The organism is Cellulomonas sp. H30R-01 (assembly GCF_010119915.1).
GTDB classification, from domain to species: domain Bacteria; phylum Actinomycetota; class Actinomycetes; order Actinomycetales; family Cellulomonadaceae; genus Cellulomonas; species Cellulomonas algicola.
The window spans coordinates 3,497,669-3,517,574 of sequence record NZ_CP048210.1 but is presented as its reverse complement, the minus strand read 5'-3'; the positions used below and the strand labels follow the sequence as shown (position 1 = coordinate 3,517,574).

Sequence of the window (19,906 nt, the reverse complement as noted above, 5' to 3'; positions counted from 1 at the left end):
ACGGCGACCCGCGCCGGCCGCAGCCAAGCACGGGACCGGGACCGGGACCACGCGCGCGCCCGGCAGCAGACCAGCATCGGGCCGGCTGAGACGCGGGGTGCGTTCGTAGCCGGCCCGGGTGCCGGTCGGCGGCGGGTCAGGGCTCGATCGGCGTGAGGACGAAGAGCGGGATCTGGCGGTCCGTCTTCTTCTGGTAGTCGTCGTACGCCGGCCACACGGCGGTCGCCCGCGCCCACCACTCGTCGCGCTCGGCCCCCGTCGCCTCGTGCGCCTCGTAGTCGCGCTTCACGGCACCGTCCTGCAGCTCGACGTGGGGGTGCGCGACGAGGTTGTGGTACCACGCGGGGTTCTCGGGGGTGCCGCCCTTCGACGCGACGACCGCGTACCGACCCTCGTGCTCGACGCGCATGAGCGCGTTCTTGCGGAGCTTGCCGCTCGTCGCCCCGACCGAGGTCAGGACGATGACGGGCTTGCCCTGCAGCGTGTTGCCCTCGCGGCCGTCGGTGGCCTCGAAGAGCTCGGCCTGCTTGCGGGCCCACTCGGACGTGCTGGGTGCGTACTCACCGGTCAGAGGCATGTCGTTCGCAACCTTCGGTCTCGTGGTGCCATTCCCGCTGCGGGCGGTCGACCGTGGCGGGGCGGCCGAGACGTCCGTACCGATGGCGCTGTCGTGGTGCGCCATCGGTCTTGTGGTGTCATTCCCGCTGCGCACGGTCGACCGTGGCGGGGCGGCCGAGACGTCCGTACCGACGGCGCTGTCGTGGTGCGCCCAGGCGTCGTCCGCCCGACCGCAGGCGGGTGCCCGTCAGTGCTTCTTCTGCTCGTCGAGGAAGTCCTTGGCCTTCTCGACGACCTCGTCGACCTTCGCGTCGGTGCCGTCGTCCGTGCGCGACTTCACGACGCCGGCGGCGCGGTCGAGCGCGTCCTTCGCCTGCTCCTCGTGGCCCTGGAGGGCGCCCTTCGCCTTGCTGACCAGGTCGTCGATGCCCATGTCGTCTCCTGCCGGCTCGTGGGGGTCGCCGGATCGCCCCGGCACCCGTCAGTCTGCGTGGCCCGCGACGGGCCCGCCTGTCGGGAGACGTGGTGAGCGGGGGCGCCGGTGTCTAGCCTGGGTGTCGAGGTGAGCGACGATGCACGCTGAGGTGGGTGACACGGTGGTCGTCCACGGCCGGACGGTCGGGACGACGGATCGCCGCGGGACGGTCATGGAGGCGCGCGGCTCCGACGGGCCGTACCTGGTGAAGTTCGACGACGGGCACGAGAGCCTGGTCTTCCCGGGTCCGGACGTGTCCGTCGAGGCACGGGCCTGAGCCGCGCCGGGCGCCGGGCGCCGACGGTGGTGGGCGGTCGACCGGCGGCGAGCGCGGGCCCCTACGCTGACGCGCATGGGTGAGCGGCCGGGCGGCGACGGGCAGGACGACGGGTACCGCATGACGGGGTTCGTCGTGCGCGACCACCGGGTGCGCGTCCCGGTCGACCGTGCGGACCCGGCGCGGTTCGGGGAGATCGAGGTGTTCGCGCGCGAGGTCGTCGACCCGCGTCGTGCTGCGGAGGACCTGCCGCTGCTGCTCTTCCTGCAGGGCGGCCCGGGCGGGATGGGGCCGCGGCCGGCGCAGGGCGGCTGGCTCGCGAAGGCGCTCGAGAAGCACCGCGTCGTGCTGCTGGACCAGCGTGGGACGGGCCGGTCGTCGCGGGTCGACGCCCGCACGGTCCAGCGGATGACCGCGTCGGGCGCGGACGCGGCGACCGTCGCCGACTACCTCGCGTGCTTCCGCGGCGACGCGATCGTCGCGGACGCCGAGCACCTGCGTGCGACCGTCTTCGGCGGGAGGCGGTGGGCGACGCTCGGGCAGTCCTACGGCGGGTTCCTCACCATGACGTACCTGTCGCGGCACCCCGAGGCGCTGACCAGGTGCTACGTGACGGGTGGCCTTCCGCCGCTGACGGTGGACGCCGAGACGGTCTACCGGCACACGTTCGACCGGCAGGAGGCGCGCAACCGCGAGCTCGCACGTCAGCACCCCGACGACGTGGCCCTGCTCGGCGCGCTCGCGGACCGGACCGCCGCCGGGGACGTGGTGCTGCCCGGCGGCGACGTCCTCACGCCCGAGCGGCTGCAGACCCTCGGGATGTCGCTCGGGATGAGCACAGGGATCAGCGGCCTGCACTGGCTCCTCGACACGGCGCTCGACGACGCGACCGGCGAGCCGTCGGTGCCGTTCCTCGCCGAGGTCGCGGCGCGCACGGGCTTCGAGACGAACCCGCTGTACGCGGTGCTGCAGGAGGTCATCTACCACCAGGGCGAGCGCACGGGCGGGTGGGCGGCGGCCGCCGAGCACGACCGGCGGTCCTCGTTCGCGTCGTCGGCGCGCCCGCTGCTGCTCACGGGCGAGGCGATGTACCCGTGGATGTACGCGCAGCAGGCGGCGCTGCGCCCGTTCGAGGCGGCCGCGCACCTGCTCGCCGAGCGGACGGACTGGCCCGAGCTGTACGACCTCGACCGGCTCGCGTCGAACGACGTGCCCGTCGCGGCGGTGCAGTACTACGACGACCCGTACGTCGACCTGGACCTGGCGCTGCGCACCGCGGACGTCGTCGGGAACGTGCAGGTGTGGATCACGAACGAGCACCTGCACGACGGGCTGCGCGTCGCGGGTGACGCGATCCTGCCGCGCCTCGTCGACCTCGTGGACGGCGTCTGGTCGGTCACGGGCCGCTGAGCGACGCGGTCAGCGCACGGGCGTCCAGCCGAGGTGGGGGGCGACGGAGGTCGCGACGTTCTCGAGGATGCGGCGGCTCATCGCGTGCGACGCGTTCGCGGGCAGGACCACGTCGAGGCCGGTGGCCTCACGCAGCGCGACGTCGGCCCGCAGGCTCTCGACGACCGCGTCGGCCGGGCCGTGTGCGTCGGCGAGAACACGCCGAAGCCGGTCCCGGGGTGCGGGCGCCCGCGCGAGTCGAAGCGACCCGCGTACCAGGCGACGTACTCCGCGACGAGGTCGTCGTCGGCGGGCGTGACGCTCGGCAGCACGATGCGGCCTGCGACGACGCGTGGCGTCCGGCCCGGCACGTCGAACGCGTCCTTGTAGGCGAGGATCTGGTCGCGCTGGCCCTCCTCGAAGGAGCGCCCGTCGTCCTCGGTGTTGAGCGTCGAGACGAGCAGGTCCATGCCCTGCTCCGCGGTCCGCACGGCCGTCGCACGTGAGCCGGGGCCGTACCAGACGCGGTCGGCGAGGCCCGGGCTGTGCGGCGTGACGGTCAGGGGCGTGCCGGGCTCGGCGATCCGGAAGCCCGACGACGGCGCGACGGCCACGGGCTCGCCGCGCAGCGCCGCGCGCAGACGGGCGATCCGGTCCTGCGACTCGTCGTCGAACGAGCGCTCGCCGGCGCCGTACACGCCGTCGAGGATCGTGGCCGCCGGCTTGATCCCGCCCGCGACGCCGAGCTCGAGCCGCCCGCCCGACAGCAGGTCGACCGTCGCGGCGTCCTCCGCGACGGACACCGGGTCCGCGTACCGCATCGGCAGGACGGCCGTGCCGAACCGCAGCCGGGTGGTGCGCTCGGCGATCGCCGAGAACAGGGGGAACGGCGACGACAGGAACCGTTCGAGGTGCCGGACGCGCACCCAGCCGACGTCGTAGCCGAGCTCCTCGGCGAACCGGAACAGGTCGACCGCGTCGCGCAGCGACCGGCCGGCGTCGGCGGGGTCGTCGTAGGGGACGAAGGTGAGGAACGAGAGCTCGAGGCGCGGCGTCACGTGCGCACGGTACGACGAGGTGCTCCGTGCCGTCGTCCGCCGGCGGGCGCGTCCCGCGAGGCGGGCGGCGTCAGCCCCACCAGCGCCACCAGCGGGGTCCGGCGGGGATGCCCTCCGGTCGCGGCCGGGACCCCGTGGACGCGGGTGCGGTGCCGTCGTGGGCGGTCGCCGACGGGCTCGACAGGCTCGACGGGCTCGACGGGTCGGCCGCGGGGTGCGGGGTGTCGCGGGCGTGGTCGGCGCCCGCAGGTCGCGTCCCGCGCTCGCGTGCTTCCTCGCCCTGCGCCGGTGCCGTCTCCATGTCGGCCAGCGTGGAGGGGATCCGGGCCGGTGGCCAGCGGAATCGTCGCCCACCACCCGCCCGGCGTCGTCAGAGGCGCGCCGTCGTGCGCTCCGCGTACGCCTCGCGGACGGTGGCCTCGGCGGCCTTGCCGTACACGCAGTAGTCGTCGTCGGCGGCAGCGTCCGCCTCGTCGTACAGGGACGCGGGCCAGTCCCACAGCATGAAGCCCTGGACCCAGGGGCGGCGGGCGCTCGCCGTGAAGGCGGCCTCGTACCAGGCGACCTGCGCCTCCTGCGACGGTGCCCCGGGCAGGGACCAGTCGTTCGGCAGCGCGGGCGACCCCTCGCGGCTGGGGCAGCCGGCCTCCATGAAGAAGAACGGCTTGCCGGACCTCTCGACGACGGGCTCGATGCGGTCGAGCTGGTTCTCCCAGTCGTCGACGGGGTAGTAGCCGGACGAGGAGATGACGTCGACGGCGTCCCACCAGGTGACGCGGTCCTCCTGGTACTTGTCGCAGTTGTACGTGACGAGGCCCGGGTACACCTCGCGGACGGCGGCGATCAGCGCGCGCCACTCGTCGGCCCGGCGGTCGGTCTGGACCATCTCGCAGCCGATGCAGAGCATCTCGGCGCCCTCCTCGGCGGCGATCCGCGCGTGGTGGACGACGTAGGCCGTGTAGGACGCGAACCACTGCGACCACGTCGGCTCGCACGGCACGTCGTGGTCGAAGAAGTTGACGTGCGCGCGCCAGGTGCCGTCCGCGACGTTGACGACGGGCTTGAGGACGACGCGCAGCCCGCGCGCCTTGGCGGCGCGGATCGCCCACCGGACCTCGTCGTCGCTGACGGTGGGCTCCGCGGTCCACCGGACGTCGACGGACTGCGCCGTGTCCTGGTAGGCGGCGAACGTGATCGCGGTCCAGGTGACGCCGAGGCGCTCGACCATGAGGTCCATGGACCGTTCGGCCGCCGGGCCGTCCCAGGTGCCACGGACGCCGGTCCAGCCCCAGGTCATGCCGGCGACGTACCCGCCGGGGATCTGCTCGCTCACGTCGCCTCCTGTCCGACCCCGCTCCGTCGCGGCGTCGCGGACAGCGTAGACGACTTATTCAGTCCACCGAACTTAGTACCGAGCGGTGCCCGAGGCACGCCGCCTCACGCGTCGTGGCGGGCGGCGAGGGTGCGTGCCCGCTCGAGCACCGCGTCGAGCATCGCGGGCGTGAGCCGGCCCGTGAAGGTGTTCTGCTGGCTGACGTGGAAGCAGCCGAGGAGCGTCAGCGCGGTCCGCCCGCGTCCGGTGCCCGTCCGTCGCAGCCGCACCTCGACGCCGTGCCCGAAGGCCGGCCGCGGACGGGGCACGTCCCAGCCCTGCTCCGCGAGGGTCGTGAGCACCGCCTGCCAGCCGAACCCGCCGAGGACGACCATGACGGCCGCGTCGACGAGCTCGATCTCGCGCGCCAGGTACGGCCCGCACGTCCGGCGCTCGGCAGGCGTCGGTGCGTTCGCGGGAGGTGCGCACCGCACGGGCGCCGTCACCCGGACCCCGGTGAGCGTCAGGCCGTCGTCCGCACGGACCGACAGCGCCTGCGACGCGAACCCCGTCCGGTGCATCGACGCGAACAGGAAGTCCCCCGAGCGGTCGCCCGTGAACATCCGGCCCGTGCGGTTCGCGCCGTGCGCGGCAGGCGCCAGGCCCACGACGAGCACGCTCGCCCGCGGGTCGCCGAAACCCGGCACCGGCCGTGCCCAGTAGGTCTCGTCGCGGAAGGCCGCGCGCTTGACCTCCGCGACCTCCTCGCGCCACGCGACGAGCCGCGGGCACGCGCGGCACCCGACGACCAGCGCGTCGAGGTCGTCGAGGGTCGCGGCGTCCCGCGCGACGAGCGGGCGGCGTGCGTCGTCCGGCACGGCGTCGGTCGCGCCGGTCACCGGTGACCGCCGAGCAGGGCGTCGACGGCCTCGAGCGCGGCGCGCGCGTCGGGGACGTGGTGCACCGCGGGCCGGGCCGACGTCCCGCCGGTCAGACGCTCCGCGGTGACGCCCGGCGGTGGTGCCGGCTCGTGGCCGTCGGCCGCGCGGACGACCCAGCCGCCGACGGCGACGACCGGCACGCCCGTCCGGACGGCGAGCGCGACCTCGCTCAGCGTGCCCCAGGACCCGCCGACGCTCACGACGACGTCGCTCGCGCGCACGAGCAGCGCGTTGCGGACCTCGCCCAGCCCGGTCGGGAGCGCGACGGTGAGCCACCGGTTCCCGGCGCCGCGGTCGGCGCCCGGCAGCAGCCCGACGACCGTGCCGCCCGCGTCGTGCGCGCCCCGCGAGACCGCCCCCATGACGCCGCCGAGCCCGCCGCACAGCACGACGTGGCCGCGTGCGGCCAGACCGCGGCCGACCTCCTCGGCGACGTCCAGGTCGACCCCCGACGCCTCGCCCGGCCCCACGACGCCGACGTGCCCGCCGCCCATCGCACCTCCCGCACGTCCGCCCGTCCCCCCATCGGACCACACCGCGACCGGATCGGGACCAGTTCGTGACCTGGGAGGCTTTCCTGGCAGCGCGACCACCCCGCATCCTTCCGGCACGTCGAAGGAGGCGAGACATGGAGCGAGCCGTCACGGGTTCGTCCGACGAGCCGGCGGGCCGGGTCGGCTGCTACTGCGGCTGCCCCACGTGTCCCGGGACGGGCAGTGCCCCGGCGGACGCGTCCGACGCGGAGTGGCTGCACAGCGTGCTGCCGCCGTCGACGTCGCAGCCGTGGGTGCTGCTGCCGTTCGGCGCGGTCTGGTCGGGGCGCTCGACGGTCGACGTCACCGACTGAGCCGAGGGGCGTCAGCCCTCCGCCGACCGCCGACAGAAGACCGCCCGCCGCAGACCGCCGCCGGTCGGCGAAGGGCGACCGGCGGCGCTCAGGCGAAGCGCGACGCGTCGCCCGCACCGACGCGGACGACCTCGGGCGCGTCCTCGGTCCAGTCGACGACGGTCGTCGGGACGGTGCCGCAGTCGCCCGCGTCCACGACGGCGTCGACGACGTGGTCGAGCTCCTCCTTGATCTGCCAGCCGTCGGTGAGCGGCTCGTCCTGGCCGGGGAGCAGCAGTGTCGACGACAGCAGCGGCTCGCCGAGCTCGCGGACGATGGCCTGCGCGACGCGGTTGTCGGGGATGCGCACGCCGACGGACCGCTTCTTCGGGTGCGCGAGCCGACGCGGCACCTCGGGCGTGGCCTTGAGGATGAACGTGTACGGCCCGGGCGTGGCCGCCTTGATCGCACGGAAGGCCGCGTTGTCGAGGTGCACGAGCTGCCCGAGCTGCGCGAACTCCGCGCAGACGAGCGTGAAGTGGTGCCGGTCGTCGAGGTGGCGGATGCGGCGGATCCGCTCGGCGCCCTCCTGGTCGCCGACCCGGCAGCCCAGCGCGTAGCAGGAGTCGGTGGGGTAGACGACGAGGCCGCCGCCCCGGAGCAGGTCGACGACCTGCGCGATCGCCCGGGGCTGGGGGTCCTGCGGGTGGACGTCGAAGTAGCGGGCCATGCGCCCGAGCGTAGGCCCGGCGGCCGCGACGTCGCCGGTCGGACGGGTGCGTCAGGCGGGCACGAGGTGGTCGGGGCAGACCTCGAAACGGTCGGGGGTCACGGTCAGCTCGGCGCGGCCGCCCGTGAGCGAGCGCAGGTCGAGCGCGTACCGGGAGAGCTCGGCCTCGGGCACGGACGCCTCGATCCGGACCGTCCCGTCGTCGAGCGACGCCGTCGCGGTGATCCTGCCGCGCCGCGACGACAGGTCGCTCATGACGTCGCCCTGCGCGGCCGTGGGGACGACGACCGACACGTGGCAGATCGGCTCGAGCACCACGGTCCCGGCGGCGGCGAGCGCCTCGCGCACACCGGTCGCGGCGGCGGTGCGGAACGCCATGTCGGACGAGTCGACCGAGTGCGACTTGCCGTCGTACACCTCGACGCGCAGGTCCACGACGGGATAGCCGTGCGGGCCGCCGTGCTCCATGGCCTCGACGACGCCCTTCTGCACCGCGGGCAGGTAGCCGCGCGGGATCGCCCCGCCGACGACCTTGTCGACGAACTCGAACCCCGACCCGTGCGGCGCGGGCGAGACGCGCAGCTGCACGACGGCGTACTGCCCGTGGCCGCCGGACTGCTTCTTGACCTTGCCCTCGGCCTCGACGGGCTTGCGGATCGTCTCGCGGTAGCCGACGGGCACGGGCGACGTGCGCACGTGCACGCCGAAGACGCGGGCCAGGCGCTCCAGGGCGACGGCGAGGTGGGTGTCGCCGAGGCCGCGCAGGATCGTCCGGTCGGTGCTGCGGTCGACCGTCAGCGTGGTGTCCTCGGCGACGAGCCGGGTCAGCGCGGCGGACAGCCGGTCGTCGTCGGACTGCGTGAGCGGCTCGAGTGCGAGCGCGTACACCGGCGGGCGGGTGCGGGGCGGGACGGCCGTCATGGAGGCGCCCGGGCCGGTGCGGTCCGCGAGGAGCGACCCCGACGGCGTGCCCGTGAGCTTCGCGACGGCCGCGACGTGCCCCGCCGGGACGGTGTCGACCGGCACGTGCTCCTTGCCGCGCAGCCGGAAGAGCCCGGGGATGCGCTCCTCGGTCCGGGTCGTCGTGTTGACGAGCCTGTCGCCGGGGCGCAGCGTCCCGGACAGCACGCGCAGCAGCGTCACCTGCCCGACGAACGGGTCGGCGAGCGTGCGGAAGGCGTGCACCAGCAGGGGGCCGTCGGGGTCGGCCGCGACCTCGACGACCGTGTCGCCCGCGAGCACGCGCGACGTGCGGTCCGCGGGGGACGGAGCGAGCTCGCACAGCAGGTCCGCGAGCCGGTCCACGCCGACCCCGGTGACCCCCGAGACGACGAGGACCGGGAATGCCTCCCGGTCCCTGACCTCGTGCGCGAGCGTCCGCTCCAGCTCGGCGGCGCTCGGTACGTCGCCCGACAGGTAGCGCTCCAGCTGCTCGTCGTCGTGCGCGACGATCTCCTCCGTCACCTCGTCGTGCAGGCGGTGCTCCTCGTCCACGACGTCGGCCGGCAGCGGCTCGCTGTGGTGGTGGCCGTCGGCGTCGTACGCGAGGCCCTCCTCGGTGAGCACGTCGGCGACGCCCGTGAACGCGGACTCCTCGCCCAGCGGCAGCTCGAGCGGCACGAACCCGTCACCGAACGCCGCGCGCAGGTCGGCGACGACGTGCCGGAAGTCCGCGCGCGCCTTGTCCTCCTTCGTCACGACGACGATCACGGGGAGGCCCGCGTCCGACGCCGTGCGCCACGCCGCGTGGGTGCCCGCCTGCACGCCGTCGACCGCGCTGACCACGACGAGCGCGAGGTCCGCGGCCGACACCGCGGCGTCGCACGCGCCCACGAAGTCCGGCGACCCGGGGGTGTCGAGCAGCGTCACGTCGTAGTCGCCGTCGGGGGCGCGCCATCGGAACGGCGCCACGCCCAGCCCCAGGGAGATGCCGCGGGCGACCTCCTCGGGCTCGTGGTCGCTCACCGTCGAGCCGTCCTCCACGCGCCCGGGCCGGGTCAGCACCCCGGCCTGGTGGAGGAGCTCCTCGACGAGCGTCGTCTTGCCCGCGCCGGCGGCGCCCAGCAGGGCCACCGTGCGGATCCTCGGCGTCGTTGCCTGGTCCATCGTCGTCTCCCGGCCGCCTCCCGGCGGTTCCCCGGGGGCACGTGCGACCACACTAGCCAGACCGGCGCGGGCGCGGCAGGACGAGAGGCCCTGGTGCCCGCGACGGCCGCGTGCCCCGTGCGGACGCGGCTCCGGCGCAGGCCTGGCGGGGACGGCGACGGCCCGGGACGCACCCTCGCGAGGAGGGGCGTCCCGGGCCGTCGGGTCCGGCGTGCGTCAGCGCGCGTCGAGGATGTCGACCACGAAGACGAGCGTCGAGTTCGCCGGGATCGAGCCCTGCTCCTGGGCGCCGTAGCCCTGGTCCGGCGGGACGACGAGCAGGACCTGGCTGCCGACCGGCTGCCCCTGCACGCCCGTGTCCCAGCCCTGGATGACCGCGCCGGCGCCGGCCTGGAACTCGAAGGGCTCGCCCTTCTCCCACGCCGAGTCGAACTGCGTGCCGTCCCACAGCCAGCCCGTGTACTTGACGGTGACGAAGTCGCCCTCCTCGACGACCTTGCCCGTGCCCGTGATGAGCGGCTGCGTGACGAGGGTCGTCGGGGCCGCGCCGGCGACGGGGGCGATCGACGGTGCGCCGTCCTCGCCCAGCGTCACGGCCGGCAGGCCGGCGGCCGGTGCGACGGCCGCACCCTCGGCACGCGTCGGCAGGCTCGCGGGGTCGGCACCGTCGACCGCGTCGACGACCTCCATCGCGTACACCTGCGTGTTGTTCTCGCCCGACGACAGCGCGACGAGCACGCGGGCGCCGACGTGCGCGCCCTCCAGCTCGGTGTCGAGCTCCGCGATGCTGGTCTGGCCGACCTTGATGCGCTGCGGGGTGTCCGTGTCGTACGTCGAGCCCATCGTCGAGCCGTCCGTGCCGTTGAGCATGAGCATCTGGATGGACATGATCTGCCCGTCCGTCAGCTCGTCGCCGTCGCCGTCCTCGACGAGGTGCGCGACGAACGTCGTCACGTTGAACGGCGTGCTCGGGAGCGTCACGGTCGGCTCCTTGCCCGCCTCGCCCTCGATCTTCACCTTGGCGAGCGCGGCCTTGTCGGCGGCGACCGCGGCGTTCGCGGACGCCGACGCGTCGGCCGACGGCGAGTCGTCGGAACCGCCGTCGCCGCTGCACGCGGCCAGCGAGAGGGACAGGACGAGCGCGGTCGCCGTGGCGACGACGGCGCGAGCGGTGGTCGTGCGACGCACGAGGGTCCTCCGTCGTTTCGGGTCCCGCCCGGGGTCAGGCGGCGGACCCCGGCACGGTACGCGACTTTCCTGGACGTCCGCTGAGGGCGACCGTCCGAAACCCTTCACCCACGGCGTCGTCGTGGCTCGGGTCCGCCGCGCGGACGTGCCGCGCCGGTCGTCACCTGCACGGGTCAGCGCGTGCCGAGCACGGCGGCCAGGTCCTCGGGTGAGGTCGTCGGCCGGTCGCAGACGAAGCCGCGGCAGACGTACGCGGCGGGGCGGCCGTCGACGAGCGGGCGGTCGCGCAGCAGCGGGACGACGAGGTCCAGGTCCGGCGCACCGGCACCCGCGGGGGCGCTCGTGCCGCCGTCGGCCGGCCGTGCGTCGGGCGGCGCGGCGGGTGGCCCGACCGCGACGACCAGACCCGGTGCCGGGGAGCGCAGCGCGACGCGGTGCAGCGCGCGTGTCCCGTCGTCGTCGGCCCGGCCGACGACCGCGACCTCGCGCGGGCCGTCGAGCAGCGCCTCCGCGACCGCGAGCGCCCACCCCGCCGCCCGCGGGTGCTGGACGGCGATGCGCAGCGGCTCGGCGAGTGCGCGCTCCGCGGCCTCCCGGTGGCGCGTCGACCCCGTGAGCGCCGCATACGTGAGCAGCGCCCCCGCGGCGGCCGCCTGGCCCGACGGCGTGGGGCCGTCCGCCGGGTCGTGCGGGCGGCGCAGGCGGGCCAGCACCGGGTCGGTCTCGTCGTCCGCGGTGTCGTAGAAGCCGCCGTCCCCGTCGGGGAAGCGGTCGAGCACCGTACGGAGCAGGCCGCCCGCGTGCCGCACCCAGCGCCCGTCGCCCGTGACCGCCGCGAGCGCGAGCAGGCCCTCGGCGACGTCCGCGTAGTCCTCGAGCACGCCCGCCGCCGCACCGGCGATGCCGTCCCGCGAGGCGCGGACCAGCCGGAGGGGGACGTCCGCCGGCTCGTGGTCGGTCGGCACGCTCCCGGACGTCGTCGCGTCGGACGCGCTGCGGTCGGGGCGGACGTGCCGGTCGACGAGCAGCGTCGCGGCGGCGACCGCGGCGTCGACCCAGTCGGGACGGTCGAGGAGCGCGCCCGCCTCGGCGAGCGCGGCGACCGCCAGACCGTTCCAGGCGGACACGACCTTGTCGTCACGGCCGGGCTGCGCGCGGGTCGCCCGGTGCGCGAGCAGGCGGGCGCGGACCGAGGCGGCGCGGTCCTCGTCGTCGGGGTCCGTGCGCAGCGTCGGGACGGACGTGCCGTGCTCGAACGTGCCGGCGTCCGTGACGTCCAGGAGCGCGGCCGCCCACGCGGCGTCGTCGTCGCCGAGCACCGCGCGCAGCTCGGCGGGCGTCCACACGTACGTGGCGCCCTCGGTGCCCTCGGTGTCGGCGTCGAGCGACGACGCGAAGCCGCCCTCGGCGGTCCGCAGGTCGCGGAGCAGCCAGTCCGCCGTCCCGGTGACGACGCGGTGCGCGAGCGGTGAGCCCGTGCTGCGCCACCAGTGCGCGTAGACGCGCAGCAGCAGCGCGTTGTCGTAGAGCATCTTCTCGAAGTGCGGGACCGTCCACGTGGCGTCGACCGCGTACCGCGCGAACCCGCCGCCGAGCTGGTCGTGGATCCCGCCGCGGGCCATCGCCTCGAGCGTGTGCTCCGCCACCTCCAGCGTGCGGGCGTCGCCGGTGCGCGCGTGCCGGCGCAGCAGCCACTCGAGGACCGTCGAGGGCGGGAACTTGGGCGCGCCGCCGAACCCGCCGTGCACGCGGTCCTGGGACACGAGGAGGCGGCCGAGCGCCCGGTCGAGGAGCGCGTCGTCGACAACCGTCGCGGGGGCGGCGACGAGTGGCGCGCCGTGGTCGACGGTCGCCCGCGGGTCGCCGTTCACGTGCGGAGCCGTCGCGTCGGGTGCCGGGCCCGACCGGGGGGCGGCGAACGCGTCGCGGATCGTCGTGGCGGTCGCGTCGACCTCGTCGCGACGCGTCTGCCAGGCGGCCGCGATCCCGGCGAGCACCTCGGGGAACGACGGGACGCCGTGCACGGGCCGCGGCGGGAAGTACGTGCCGCAGAAGAACGGGGTGCCCTCGGGCGTCGTGAACACCGTCATCGGCCAGCCGCCCTGACCGGTGAGCGCCTGCGTCGCGGCCATGTAGACCGCGTCGACGTCGGGCCGCTCCTCGCGGTCCACCTTCACGTTGACGAAGTGCGCGTTCATGAACGCGGCGGTCGCGTCGTCCTCGAAGGACTCGTGCGCCATCACGTGGCACCAGTGGCACGCGGCGTACCCGACGGACACGAGCAGCGGGACGTCGCGACGACGGGCCTCCGCGAAGGCGTCGTCGCCCCACTCCCACCAGTCGACGGGGTTGTCCGCGTGCTGCCTCAGGTACGGGCTCGTGCTGGCGGTCAGGCGGTTCGTCATGACGCTCCCCTCCGGGGCGTCCGGCTCCCCGGGAGCGTCCGACGCTACGCGCGGAGCGGCGACGCCGCGCGGGCGGTGGGACCCGCGCGGCGTCGGGCGATCAGCGCGCGGCGCCCTTGAGGGTGCCGGTGACGAGCTCGCCGTCCGTGTCGAGGACGCACTGGATGACGCGGTCGTCGACCGTCTCCCAGCCGCCCTGCGACGGCGTCAGCGGCCAGACGTACAGCGCCGAGTCGTCGTAGGGGATGCCGACGAACGTCTCGAACTCGGCGGCGCAGAACTCCTCGCCCTGCGCCACGAGCGCGTCGTCGCCGGGGAAGTCGCCCTCGGGCAGCTCGGTCTGGGCGATGATCTCGCCGTCGTGCGGGTCGGCGCAGGGGACCACCGGGAGCGACTCCATCTCGGTGTCGTCCTCCATCGCGCTCGCGTTGATGCAGTCGCCGACCTGCACGGAGAACACGTCGGCGTCGGCCGACTCGGTGATCTGGCCGCCGGGGGACTCGCGCGGTGCGTCCTCGGGGCCGAGGAGCGCGCAGCCGGACAGCGCGAGGAGCAGGAGGGCGGGGGCGGCGACGGACGTCGCGACGCGCCGGGTGGGGGACACGGGTACTCGATTCCGGGGGGCAGACGGGAGCCAGGGGCAGGGGCCCGGACTGGCGACGCGGCATCCAACCACGGGCGCGAACCTGTGCGTGGGCTGTGTGACCCGCTTCACAACCACTCGACGGAACCGCAGGTCCGCCGTTCACCGCGACGTCGCTCGCCGGGCCTACCGACGTGTCGGTGGTCGGGTCCACGATGGGCGCGTCCGCACCGGATCGACGAGGAGGCCCCCATGGCCGTGATCCTGAACCCGTACCTCAACTTCCGCACGGGTACCCGCGAGGTGATGGAGTTCTACCAGTCCGTCTTCGGGGGCGAGCTCAACGTCAGCACGTTCGCCGACCTCGGTGCTGCGCAGGACCCGGCCGAGGCGGACCTCGTCATGCACAGCCAGCTCACGACGCCCGACCTCACGCTCATGGCCGCCGACGTGCCGCCCCGCATGGACCTCGCGTCGGGCTCCACGATCTCCGTGTCGCTGAGCGGCGACGACGACGCGAAGCTGCGCGGCTGGTACGACGCGCTCGCCGACGGCGGGACCGTCCTCGAGCCGCTCACCGTCGCACCGTGGGGCGACGCCTTCGGCATGGTCGTCGACAGGTTCGGCACGACATGGCTCGTCAACATCTCCGGGTCGGGTGCGGGGGCGGAGGCCTGACGCGTCCCTCGTCCGACGCCCGTCGAGGCCCGTCCACGCTCGTCGCCGCCTGCCCGGGATGCCGGGCGGGCGGCGCGTCGTCCCGTCAGGCGTGGACCGGCGCGTCGGCGGCGTCGGACGTGGCGCGGGGCCGGTCGGGGGCCGGCCGGCCCAGGAGCGCGCGCGGCGGCAGCACGCGGTCGATCCCGACCAGCGCGAGACCGAGCACGGAGAACCCCACGCCGTAGATCGCGACGTTGAGCGCGAGCCCGCCCCAGCCGAGCTCGTCGAGGTCGATGAAGCCGTACGGGTAGCCGAGGTCCCAGACCAGCCCGCGGACCGTCGCGAACGCGCAGTACGCGAGCAACCAGCCGAGCCAGTACGCGGCGTGCCGGAGCCGCAGCCGGCGGTGCGCGTCGAGCAGCACGAAGTCGAGGAACGCCGCGATCGGCGTGATCTCGTGCTCGATGGTGCCCGACGTCAGCCCGAACGCGACCGCCGGGGCGTCGGCGGCCTCCGGTGCCAGCACGAAGTACGAGATCAGGCCCGTGATCGCGAGGAACAGCGTGACGCCGCCCTTGAGCCACGCGGGCGGCTGCGGGCGACCGAGCAGCGACGCGAGACCCGCCCAGACCATCACGACCGCGAGCATCAGGCCCGACTGGTTGGTGAAGTAGACGAGCCCGTCGAGGTCGCCGTCGAGCCAGATCTCGTGGGTCCCGACGAGCGCCAGCGTGGCGATCGCGAACCGCACGAGCGCGACCGGGACGTTGACGGCGGAGACGGACATGGTGCGGGGCCCTTTCGACGACAGCGGCGTTGCTGTGGACGGAACCTTCGCACCTCGACCGGGAGCGCCGCACCCACCGCGCCGGTGACGTGACGACGCGGGTCGTGCGGCGCGGGCTCGCTGCGCAGCCGTCGGGCGGTCGTGCGGGGCCGTCGTGCGGGGCGGTCGTGCAGCGAGGGCGTCAGCGCGTCGCGGCATCCCCGACGATCGCGTCGGCGTGGTCGGCGACCCACGCCATGAGCGGCAGCAGGCGCGCGACGAGCTCGTCGCCGAGCGGGGTGAGGGAGTAGTCGACGCGCGGCGGGACGGTGCCCGTGACCTCGCGGTGCACGAGCCCGTCGGCCTCGAGGGTCCGCAGCGTCTGGGCGAGCATCTTCTCGCTGATCCCCTCGACGACCCGACGCAGCTCGCCCCACCGCATCGACCGCTCCGACAGCGCGACCAGCAGCAGGACGCCCCACTTGCTCGTCACGTGGTCGAGCAGGACCCTGCTGGGGCACGCCGAGGCCAGGACCCCGTCCGTCAGGAGGCGGTCCATCACGCTGACCTCGTTGCTTACCGTCACGTCTGTACCTTACGTCGAAGTGGGTACCTCCTGACGGGAAGGTGTGTCGACAGGTCCCGGTTGACCACGAGGACACACCCGCCGCCCGCGCCGTCGGGCCACCGAGAGGACCACCATGTCGATCGTCGTCACCGGAGCCACCGGCCACCTCGGCCGCCTCGTCGTCGAGCACCTGCTCGACCGCGGCGTGCCCGCGCAGGACGTGGTCGCGACCGGCCGTTCCGTCGACCGGCTCGCCGACCTCGCCGCGCGCGGCGTCCGCACGACCGTCGCCGACTTCGACGACCCCGCCACGCTGACCGCCGCGTTCGAGGGCGCCGACGTCGTGCTGCTCGTGTCGGGCAGCGAGGTCGGTCAGCGCGTCCCGCAGCACACGCGCGCCATCGAGGCCGCCGCCGCGGCCGGCGTGGGCCGCGTCGTCTACACGAGCGCCCCGCACGCCGACACGACGCCGCTGCCGCTGGCCGTCGAGCACCGTGCGACCGAGGAGGTGCTGCGCACGTCCGGACTCACGTGGACGGTCCTGCGCAACAACTGGTACTCCGAGAACTACCTGCCCGTGCTGGAGCAGGCGGCCGCGACGGGCGTCGTCGTGTCGAGCACCGCGAGCGGACGGGTCGCCTCCGCGCCGCGCGACGACTACGCGGAGGCCGCCGCCGTGGTCCTGTCGACCGACGGGCACGACGGGCGCGTGTACGAGCTCAGCGGTGACGTCGCGTGGACGCACGACGAGCTCGCCGCGGCCGCCGCCGAGGCGCTCGGCCGGCCCGTCGAGCACCGTGCCGTGTCGCCCGAGGAGCACCGGGCGATCCTCGAGGGCGCCGGGCTCGACGCGGGGACGATCGGTTTCCTGCTGACGATGGACGAGGGCATCGCGCGCGGCGACCTGGCCGACGCGACCGCCGACCTGCGCACGCTCGTCGGCCGCCCGACGGTGCCGCTGGTCGACACGTTCCGCGCCGCCCGCGCCTGACGTCCGACACGCGCGGCGCATCACGCTGACCGCGCCGGTCGACCGCATCCGAGGTCGACCCGGGTCTGGGTACCGCTGATCGCGCAGGCGCGGTACCCAGACCCGGGTCGCGCGTCGAGGGCGGGTGGCGCGGGCCGGCGAGGCGGTGGGGGCGTGGGCCGGGTTAGCCTCGGGCGGTCCGGGTCGACGGAGAGGCGGGCGCATGGGCAACGGTGGACCGGTCACGTTCGGGGTCGTCGGCAGCGGCTGGCGCGCGGAGTTCTTCCTCCGCGCGGCGCGGCTCATGCCGGACAGGTTCCGGTGCGTCGGGGTCGTCACGCGGACCGCCGAGCGCGGTGCCGAGGTCGAGCGGGCGTGGCAGGTGCCGACGGTCCGCACGATCCCCGAGCTCGTGGCCGACCGGCCCGACTTCGTCGTCGTCTCCGTGCCGTGGCCCGTCACACCCGAGGCGACGCGTGAGCTCGTCAGTCTGGGCGTGCCTGTGCTCGCCGAGACGCCGCCTGCGCCCGACGCCGACGGCCTGCGTGCGCTGTGGGCCGACGTGGGCGCGTCCGGGCTGGTCCAGGTCGCCGAGCACAGCCCGTCGATGCCCCAGCACCAGGCACGGATCGCGCTGGTGGACGAGGGGCTGCTCGGGACGCCGACGAGCGTGCAGATCTCGTCGACGCACCTGTACCACGCGGTCGGGCTGGTCCGGCGGCTGCTCGGGGCCGGCCGCGGCGAGGTCGACGTGCACGCCGTCTCGACGACCGCGCCGCTGCTCGACCCGAGGAGCCGCGACGGCTGGACCGGCGAGACCGAGCCGCGCGAGCGCTGGTCGATCCTCGCGACGCTCGACTTCGGCGGCGGGCGCAGCGCGCTGTACGACTTCACCGAGAACCAGTGGCACAACCCGCTGCGCACCAACCGGATCGTGGTGCGCGGCTCGCACGGCGAGCTCGTCGGCGACACGCTCACGCGCTGGGTCGACGAGCGGACCGTCGTGACGTCGTCCCTGGTCCGCCGCATGTCGGGCGTCGAGCAGGACCTCGACGGGTTCGACCTCGAGCACGTGAGCCTCGACGGGCGCGCGCTCTACCGGAACCCGTTCGACGGCGCCCGGCTGGCCGACGACGACATCGCCGTCGCGACCCTCATGGCCGGCACGGGGGCGTGGGTGCGCGGCGACGGCCCGCCGCCGTACCCGCTCGCCGACGGCTGCCAGGACCACCTGCTCGGCCTCGCGATCGAGGAGTCGGCGCGCACGGGCAGCACCGTCCGCACGGCCCGGGAGGCCTGGGCGGACGCGTGAGGCGCGACGCACGACCCGGCCGTCGCACGACGCACGACCCGGCCGTCGCCCGCGCTGGTCGCGGTCGTGGCGGCGTCGCCGCGTCACGCTGGTCCGCAGCAGCCGCGCCCTAGCTGGTGACGGTGGCCTTCTGGCCGCTGAGGTACGCGACGAGCGCCGGCATCGCGAGCCGGAGCGCGCCGACTCCCTCGGCGGCGCCGGCCGTCCTGATCGTGTCCCACAGCGCCGCTGACTCCGCGGTGAGCAGACCGGCGAAGTGGTGCGACAGGACGGCGCCGGCCGTCTGCACCCACCGGCCCGCGGGCGGGTTCGCGGGCAGGTCGACGTGCTGGAGGGAGTCCGACAGCGCGCGGATCTCCACGATGAACAGCTTCTCGGCGGCCTCGTCCGCGCCGGCCCGGGTGTCCATCGGGTAGGCGCCCATGCCGTACAGGCGTCGGTCCCGGATCTCCTTCTCCCCGGGGAAGGGGTCCTTCTGCTCGAGGGCCGGGTCACGCTTCCCCCACCCGATGGGCGGGGACATCAGGTCGCGTCCGGCCCTGCCGTAGCCCGGGACGTCCCCGCAGATGCTGGCGAGCCACTGCTGCACGGTCGGGCCCGCGGTGACGACGTGGACGACCTGCCCCGCGTGGCCCTGCGCCTTCCGGATCTGGAACATGTCGCGGAGGTCCGCGTCCTGCCCGACGACGTCCGGGTCCGCGAGGTACGGCGACACGGGGAAACGTGAGGACATGGTCAGCCGGGAGCCGAGGACCGGTTCGATGCCCACCGCCGTGGCCCCGGCGGCCGGTGTCATGAGCGCGCGGAAGGTCGCCTGGTCGGGCTCCGACAGGCTCAGGAAGGCTGCCCGGAAGCTCGTGCGAGCCATCAGCCCGAACGACGCCTTGGGCCCGTCGGTCGTCCCCAGGTCCCACCACTGCCCGTCCAGCAGGACCGACGTCTCGGTCGGCTTCGCCACCTTCTCCGGTCCGCGGCTGCCCGCCTCCAGGTAGTACGCGACCATGCTCAGCAGCCCGCTGACCGCACCGGAGAGCTGCTGCTGCCCGGACCACGCCGAGGTGCGCTCGCGGACCTTCGCTCCCTCCTCCGCACGGATCTTCCGGATCTCCCCGGTCATGAACGACTCGTTCTTCGCGACGGGCACGTCCATCGCGTGGCCCAGCAGGGTCGCGATCTTGTCGAGCGGCACGCCGATCGTGGCTTGCGGCGTCGCCGTGAACTGAGGATCGGGCACGCGGAGGCGGGCGTCACGGAGCCACCTGCCGGCGTACGGGCCGGCGCCAGCGCGCGCCACCCGGTCACCGTGCTCGCCCAGGTCCCGGGCGACCAGGCTCGCGCCGTGCACGGCGGCCAGTGCCTCGGGGATGTCGTCGGTCGCCCTCGTGACGAACTCGAGATCGGCCTGCGTGGCCGTCGCGTTGTCGCCCTCGACGCGGAAGAGTCCCTCGGAGCCCTCGTAGACGCGCTCCTTCTCCGCCACGGCGGGGATGTCGCCGCCCGGGACGAACGTGTTCCTCACGCTCTGGAACTCGAACCCGAGCTTGCGCTGCACGACCGGCTCCGCACCGGCGAGCAGCCGGCTCACCGCGCGGTTGCCCGCGAGCCGGCCCATCGCCGACACGGCGGCAGGGCCGTGCACCGGGCCGACGAGACGAGCCGACTCCTCGCGTGCGCGGGCCTGCGGGGCGGGTGCCGGCAGCATCGCCTCGTCCGTGCCGCTGCGCCGTCTCATCGGCCCACCCCCGGCGGTGACGGCAAGGCGCGCGACGCCCCGGCGGCGTC

The 19,906-nt window shown here is 74.9% G+C and carries 21 protein-coding genes; 6 read left to right on the top strand and 15 right to left on the bottom strand.

Going from position 1 to position 19,906, the window contains the following annotated elements:
• Positions 1 to 136 precede the first annotated feature (136 nt).
• Both GXP71_RS15750 and GXP71_RS15745 read right to left on the bottom strand, forming a co-directional pair.
• Positions 137 to 577, bottom strand: coding sequence for a nitroreductase family deazaflavin-dependent oxidoreductase (locus GXP71_RS15750; protein ID WP_162353414.1), 441 nt, complete (start codon positions 575 to 577; stop codon positions 137 to 139).
• Positions 578 to 805: 228 nt separating this feature from the next.
• A complete protein-coding gene (locus GXP71_RS15745) occupies positions 806 to 991 on the bottom strand; it encodes an antitoxin (protein ID WP_162353413.1) in 186 nt (61 codons plus the stop codon).
• Positions 992 to 1,130: 139 nt separating this feature from the next.
• Here GXP71_RS15745 and GXP71_RS15740 point away from each other — a divergent pair, with 139 nt between their 5' ends.
• Both GXP71_RS15740 and GXP71_RS15735 read left to right on the top strand, forming a co-directional pair.
• Complete coding sequence (locus GXP71_RS15740) at positions 1,131 to 1,310, top strand: DUF1918 domain-containing protein (RefSeq protein WP_162353412.1); 180 nt, start codon at positions 1,131 to 1,133, stop codon at positions 1,308 to 1,310.
• Positions 1,311 to 1,385: 75 nt separating this feature from the next.
• Positions 1,386 to 2,720, top strand: a complete 1,335-nt coding sequence (locus tag GXP71_RS15735; RefSeq protein WP_238402452.1) for an alpha/beta fold hydrolase — start codon at positions 1,386 to 1,388, stop codon at positions 2,718 to 2,720.
• A gap of 77 nt (positions 2,721 to 2,797) precedes the next feature.
• Here the strand turns inward: GXP71_RS15735 and GXP71_RS15730 are convergent, their stop codons facing one another.
• The 5 genes from GXP71_RS15730 to GXP71_RS15710 all read right to left on the bottom strand — a co-directional run bounded on the left by GXP71_RS15730 (position 2,798) and on the right by GXP71_RS15710 (position 6,504).
• Positions 2,798 to 3,757 (bottom strand): LLM class flavin-dependent oxidoreductase, encoded by a 960-nt coding sequence (locus GXP71_RS15730; RefSeq protein ID WP_162353411.1) that lies wholly within the window; start codon positions 3,755 to 3,757, stop codon positions 2,798 to 2,800.
• 70 nt (positions 3,758 to 3,827) lie between these two features.
• Positions 3,828 to 4,058, bottom strand: coding sequence for a hypothetical protein (locus GXP71_RS15725; protein WP_162353410.1), 231 nt, complete (start codon positions 4,056 to 4,058; stop codon positions 3,828 to 3,830).
• Positions 4,059 to 4,127: 69 nt separating this feature from the next.
• Positions 4,128 to 5,054, bottom strand: coding sequence for a 1,4-beta-xylanase (locus tag GXP71_RS15720; protein ID WP_162354399.1), 927 nt, complete (start codon positions 5,052 to 5,054; stop codon positions 4,128 to 4,130).
• 140 nt (positions 5,055 to 5,194) lie between these two features.
• Positions 5,195 to 5,968, bottom strand: coding sequence for a uracil-DNA glycosylase (locus tag GXP71_RS15715; RefSeq protein WP_202924266.1), 774 nt, complete (start codon positions 5,966 to 5,968; stop codon positions 5,195 to 5,197).
• A complete protein-coding gene (locus GXP71_RS15710) occupies positions 5,965 to 6,504 on the bottom strand; it encodes a TIGR00725 family protein (protein WP_162353409.1) in 540 nt (179 codons plus the stop codon). Before GXP71_RS15710 ends, GXP71_RS15715 begins: the two co-directional genes overlap by 4 nt.
• A 134-nt stretch (positions 6,505 to 6,638) precedes the next feature.
• Between GXP71_RS15710 and GXP71_RS15705 the strand changes: the two genes are divergently transcribed.
• Entirely contained in the window at positions 6,639 to 6,857 is a 219-nt protein-coding gene (locus GXP71_RS15705) for a hypothetical protein (RefSeq protein WP_162353408.1), read from the top strand.
• Positions 6,858 to 6,945: 88 nt separating this feature from the next.
• On the opposite strand, the gene GXP71_RS15700 is transcribed toward GXP71_RS15705, so the two are convergent.
• The 5 genes from GXP71_RS15700 to GXP71_RS15680 form a co-directional block, all read right to left on the bottom strand.
• Entirely contained in the window at positions 6,946 to 7,566 is a 621-nt protein-coding gene (locus GXP71_RS15700) for an L-threonylcarbamoyladenylate synthase (protein WP_162353407.1), read from the bottom strand.
• A 51-nt stretch (positions 7,567 to 7,617) separates the two neighbouring features.
• Positions 7,618 to 9,672: an elongation factor G gene (locus GXP71_RS15695; RefSeq protein WP_162353406.1), complete on the bottom strand. Its 2,055-nt coding sequence runs from the start codon at positions 9,670 to 9,672 to the stop codon at positions 7,618 to 7,620.
• 216 nt (positions 9,673 to 9,888) lie between these two features.
• On the bottom strand, positions 9,889 to 10,860 hold the full coding sequence (locus tag GXP71_RS15690; protein ID WP_162353405.1) for an FKBP-type peptidyl-prolyl cis-trans isomerase: 972 nt from the start codon (positions 10,858 to 10,860) through the stop codon (positions 9,889 to 9,891).
• Between the two features lie 173 nt (positions 10,861 to 11,033).
• Positions 11,034 to 13,265, bottom strand: coding sequence for a thioredoxin domain-containing protein (locus tag GXP71_RS15685; RefSeq protein ID WP_162353404.1), 2,232 nt, complete (start codon positions 13,263 to 13,265; stop codon positions 11,034 to 11,036).
• Positions 13,266 to 13,365: 100 nt separating this feature from the next.
• On the bottom strand, positions 13,366 to 13,869 hold the full coding sequence (locus GXP71_RS15680; protein WP_124344515.1) for a septum formation family protein: 504 nt from the start codon (positions 13,867 to 13,869) through the stop codon (positions 13,366 to 13,368).
• A 231-nt stretch (positions 13,870 to 14,100) separates the two neighbouring features.
• Between GXP71_RS15680 and GXP71_RS15675 the strand changes: the two genes are divergently transcribed.
• A complete protein-coding gene (locus GXP71_RS15675; protein WP_162353403.1) occupies positions 14,101 to 14,526 on the top strand; it encodes a VOC family protein in 426 nt (141 codons plus the stop codon).
• A gap of 85 nt (positions 14,527 to 14,611) precedes the next feature.
• On the opposite strand, the gene GXP71_RS15670 is transcribed toward GXP71_RS15675, so the two are convergent.
• Both GXP71_RS15670 and GXP71_RS15665 read right to left on the bottom strand, forming a co-directional pair.
• Positions 14,612 to 15,295 (bottom strand): Pr6Pr family membrane protein, encoded by a 684-nt coding sequence (locus GXP71_RS15670; protein WP_162353402.1) that lies wholly within the window; start codon positions 15,293 to 15,295, stop codon positions 14,612 to 14,614.
• Positions 15,296 to 15,476: 181 nt separating this feature from the next.
• A complete protein-coding gene (locus GXP71_RS15665; RefSeq protein WP_370520944.1) occupies positions 15,477 to 15,860 on the bottom strand; it encodes a winged helix-turn-helix transcriptional regulator in 384 nt (127 codons plus the stop codon).
• A gap of 115 nt (positions 15,861 to 15,975) precedes the next feature.
• On the opposite strand from GXP71_RS15665, the gene GXP71_RS15660 reads away from it, so the two are divergent.
• The gene (locus GXP71_RS15660) at positions 15,976 to 16,833 is read left to right on the top strand and encodes an SDR family oxidoreductase (protein WP_162353401.1); all 858 of its coding nucleotides are present in this window, start codon (positions 15,976 to 15,978) and stop codon (positions 16,831 to 16,833) included.
• Between the two features lie 202 nt (positions 16,834 to 17,035).
• A complete protein-coding gene (locus GXP71_RS15655; protein WP_162353400.1) occupies positions 17,036 to 18,124 on the top strand; it encodes a Gfo/Idh/MocA family protein in 1,089 nt (362 codons plus the stop codon).
• Positions 18,125 to 18,233: 109 nt separating this feature from the next.
• Here the strand turns inward: GXP71_RS15655 and GXP71_RS15650 are convergent, their stop codons facing one another.
• Positions 18,234 to 19,856, bottom strand: coding sequence for a hypothetical protein (locus GXP71_RS15650; RefSeq protein WP_162353399.1), 1,623 nt, complete (start codon positions 19,854 to 19,856; stop codon positions 18,234 to 18,236).
• Between the last annotated feature and the right edge of the window lie 50 nt (positions 19,857 to 19,906).

Coding starts and splice junctions, on each gene's coding strand:
- GXP71_RS15670 (WP_162353402.1), bottom strand. CDS start 15,295: ATGTCCGTCTCCGCCGTCAACGTCCCGGTCGCGCTCGTGCGGTTCGCG.
- GXP71_RS15745 (WP_162353413.1), bottom strand. CDS start 991: ATGGGCATCGACGACCTGGTCAGCAAGGCGAAGGGCGCCCTCCAGGGC.
- GXP71_RS15725 (WP_162353410.1), bottom strand. CDS start 4,058: ATGGAGACGGCACCGGCGCAGGGCGAGGAAGCACGCGAGCGCGGGACG.
- GXP71_RS15710 (WP_162353409.1), bottom strand. CDS start 6,504: ATGGGCGGCGGGCACGTCGGCGTCGTGGGGCCGGGCGAGGCGTCGGGG.
- GXP71_RS15705 (WP_162353408.1), top strand. CDS start 6,639: ATGGAGCGAGCCGTCACGGGTTCGTCCGACGAGCCGGCGGGCCGGGTC.
- GXP71_RS15675 (WP_162353403.1), top strand. CDS start 14,101: ATGGCCGTGATCCTGAACCCGTACCTCAACTTCCGCACGGGTACCCGC.
- GXP71_RS15655 (WP_162353400.1), top strand. CDS start 17,036: ATGGGCAACGGTGGACCGGTCACGTTCGGGGTCGTCGGCAGCGGCTGG.
- GXP71_RS15700 (WP_162353407.1), bottom strand. CDS start 7,566: ATGGCCCGCTACTTCGACGTCCACCCGCAGGACCCCCAGCCCCGGGCG.
- GXP71_RS15695 (WP_162353406.1), bottom strand. CDS start 9,672: ATGGACCAGGCAACGACGCCGAGGATCCGCACGGTGGCCCTGCTGGGC.
- GXP71_RS15750 (WP_162353414.1), bottom strand. CDS start 577: ATGCCTCTGACCGGTGAGTACGCACCCAGCACGTCCGAGTGGGCCCGC.
- GXP71_RS15660 (WP_162353401.1), top strand. CDS start 15,976: ATGTCGATCGTCGTCACCGGAGCCACCGGCCACCTCGGCCGCCTCGTC.
- GXP71_RS15740 (WP_162353412.1), top strand. CDS start 1,131: ATGCACGCTGAGGTGGGTGACACGGTGGTCGTCCACGGCCGGACGGTC.
- GXP71_RS15720 (WP_162354399.1), bottom strand. CDS start 5,054: ATGACCTGGGGCTGGACCGGCGTCCGTGGCACCTGGGACGGCCCGGCG.
- GXP71_RS15650 (WP_162353399.1), bottom strand. CDS start 19,856: ATGAGACGGCGCAGCGGCACGGACGAGGCGATGCTGCCGGCACCCGCC.
- GXP71_RS15685 (WP_162353404.1), bottom strand. CDS start 13,265: ATGACGAACCGCCTGACCGCCAGCACGAGCCCGTACCTGAGGCAGCAC.
- GXP71_RS15735 (WP_238402452.1), top strand. CDS start 1,386: ATGGGTGAGCGGCCGGGCGGCGACGGGCAGGACGACGGGTACCGCATG.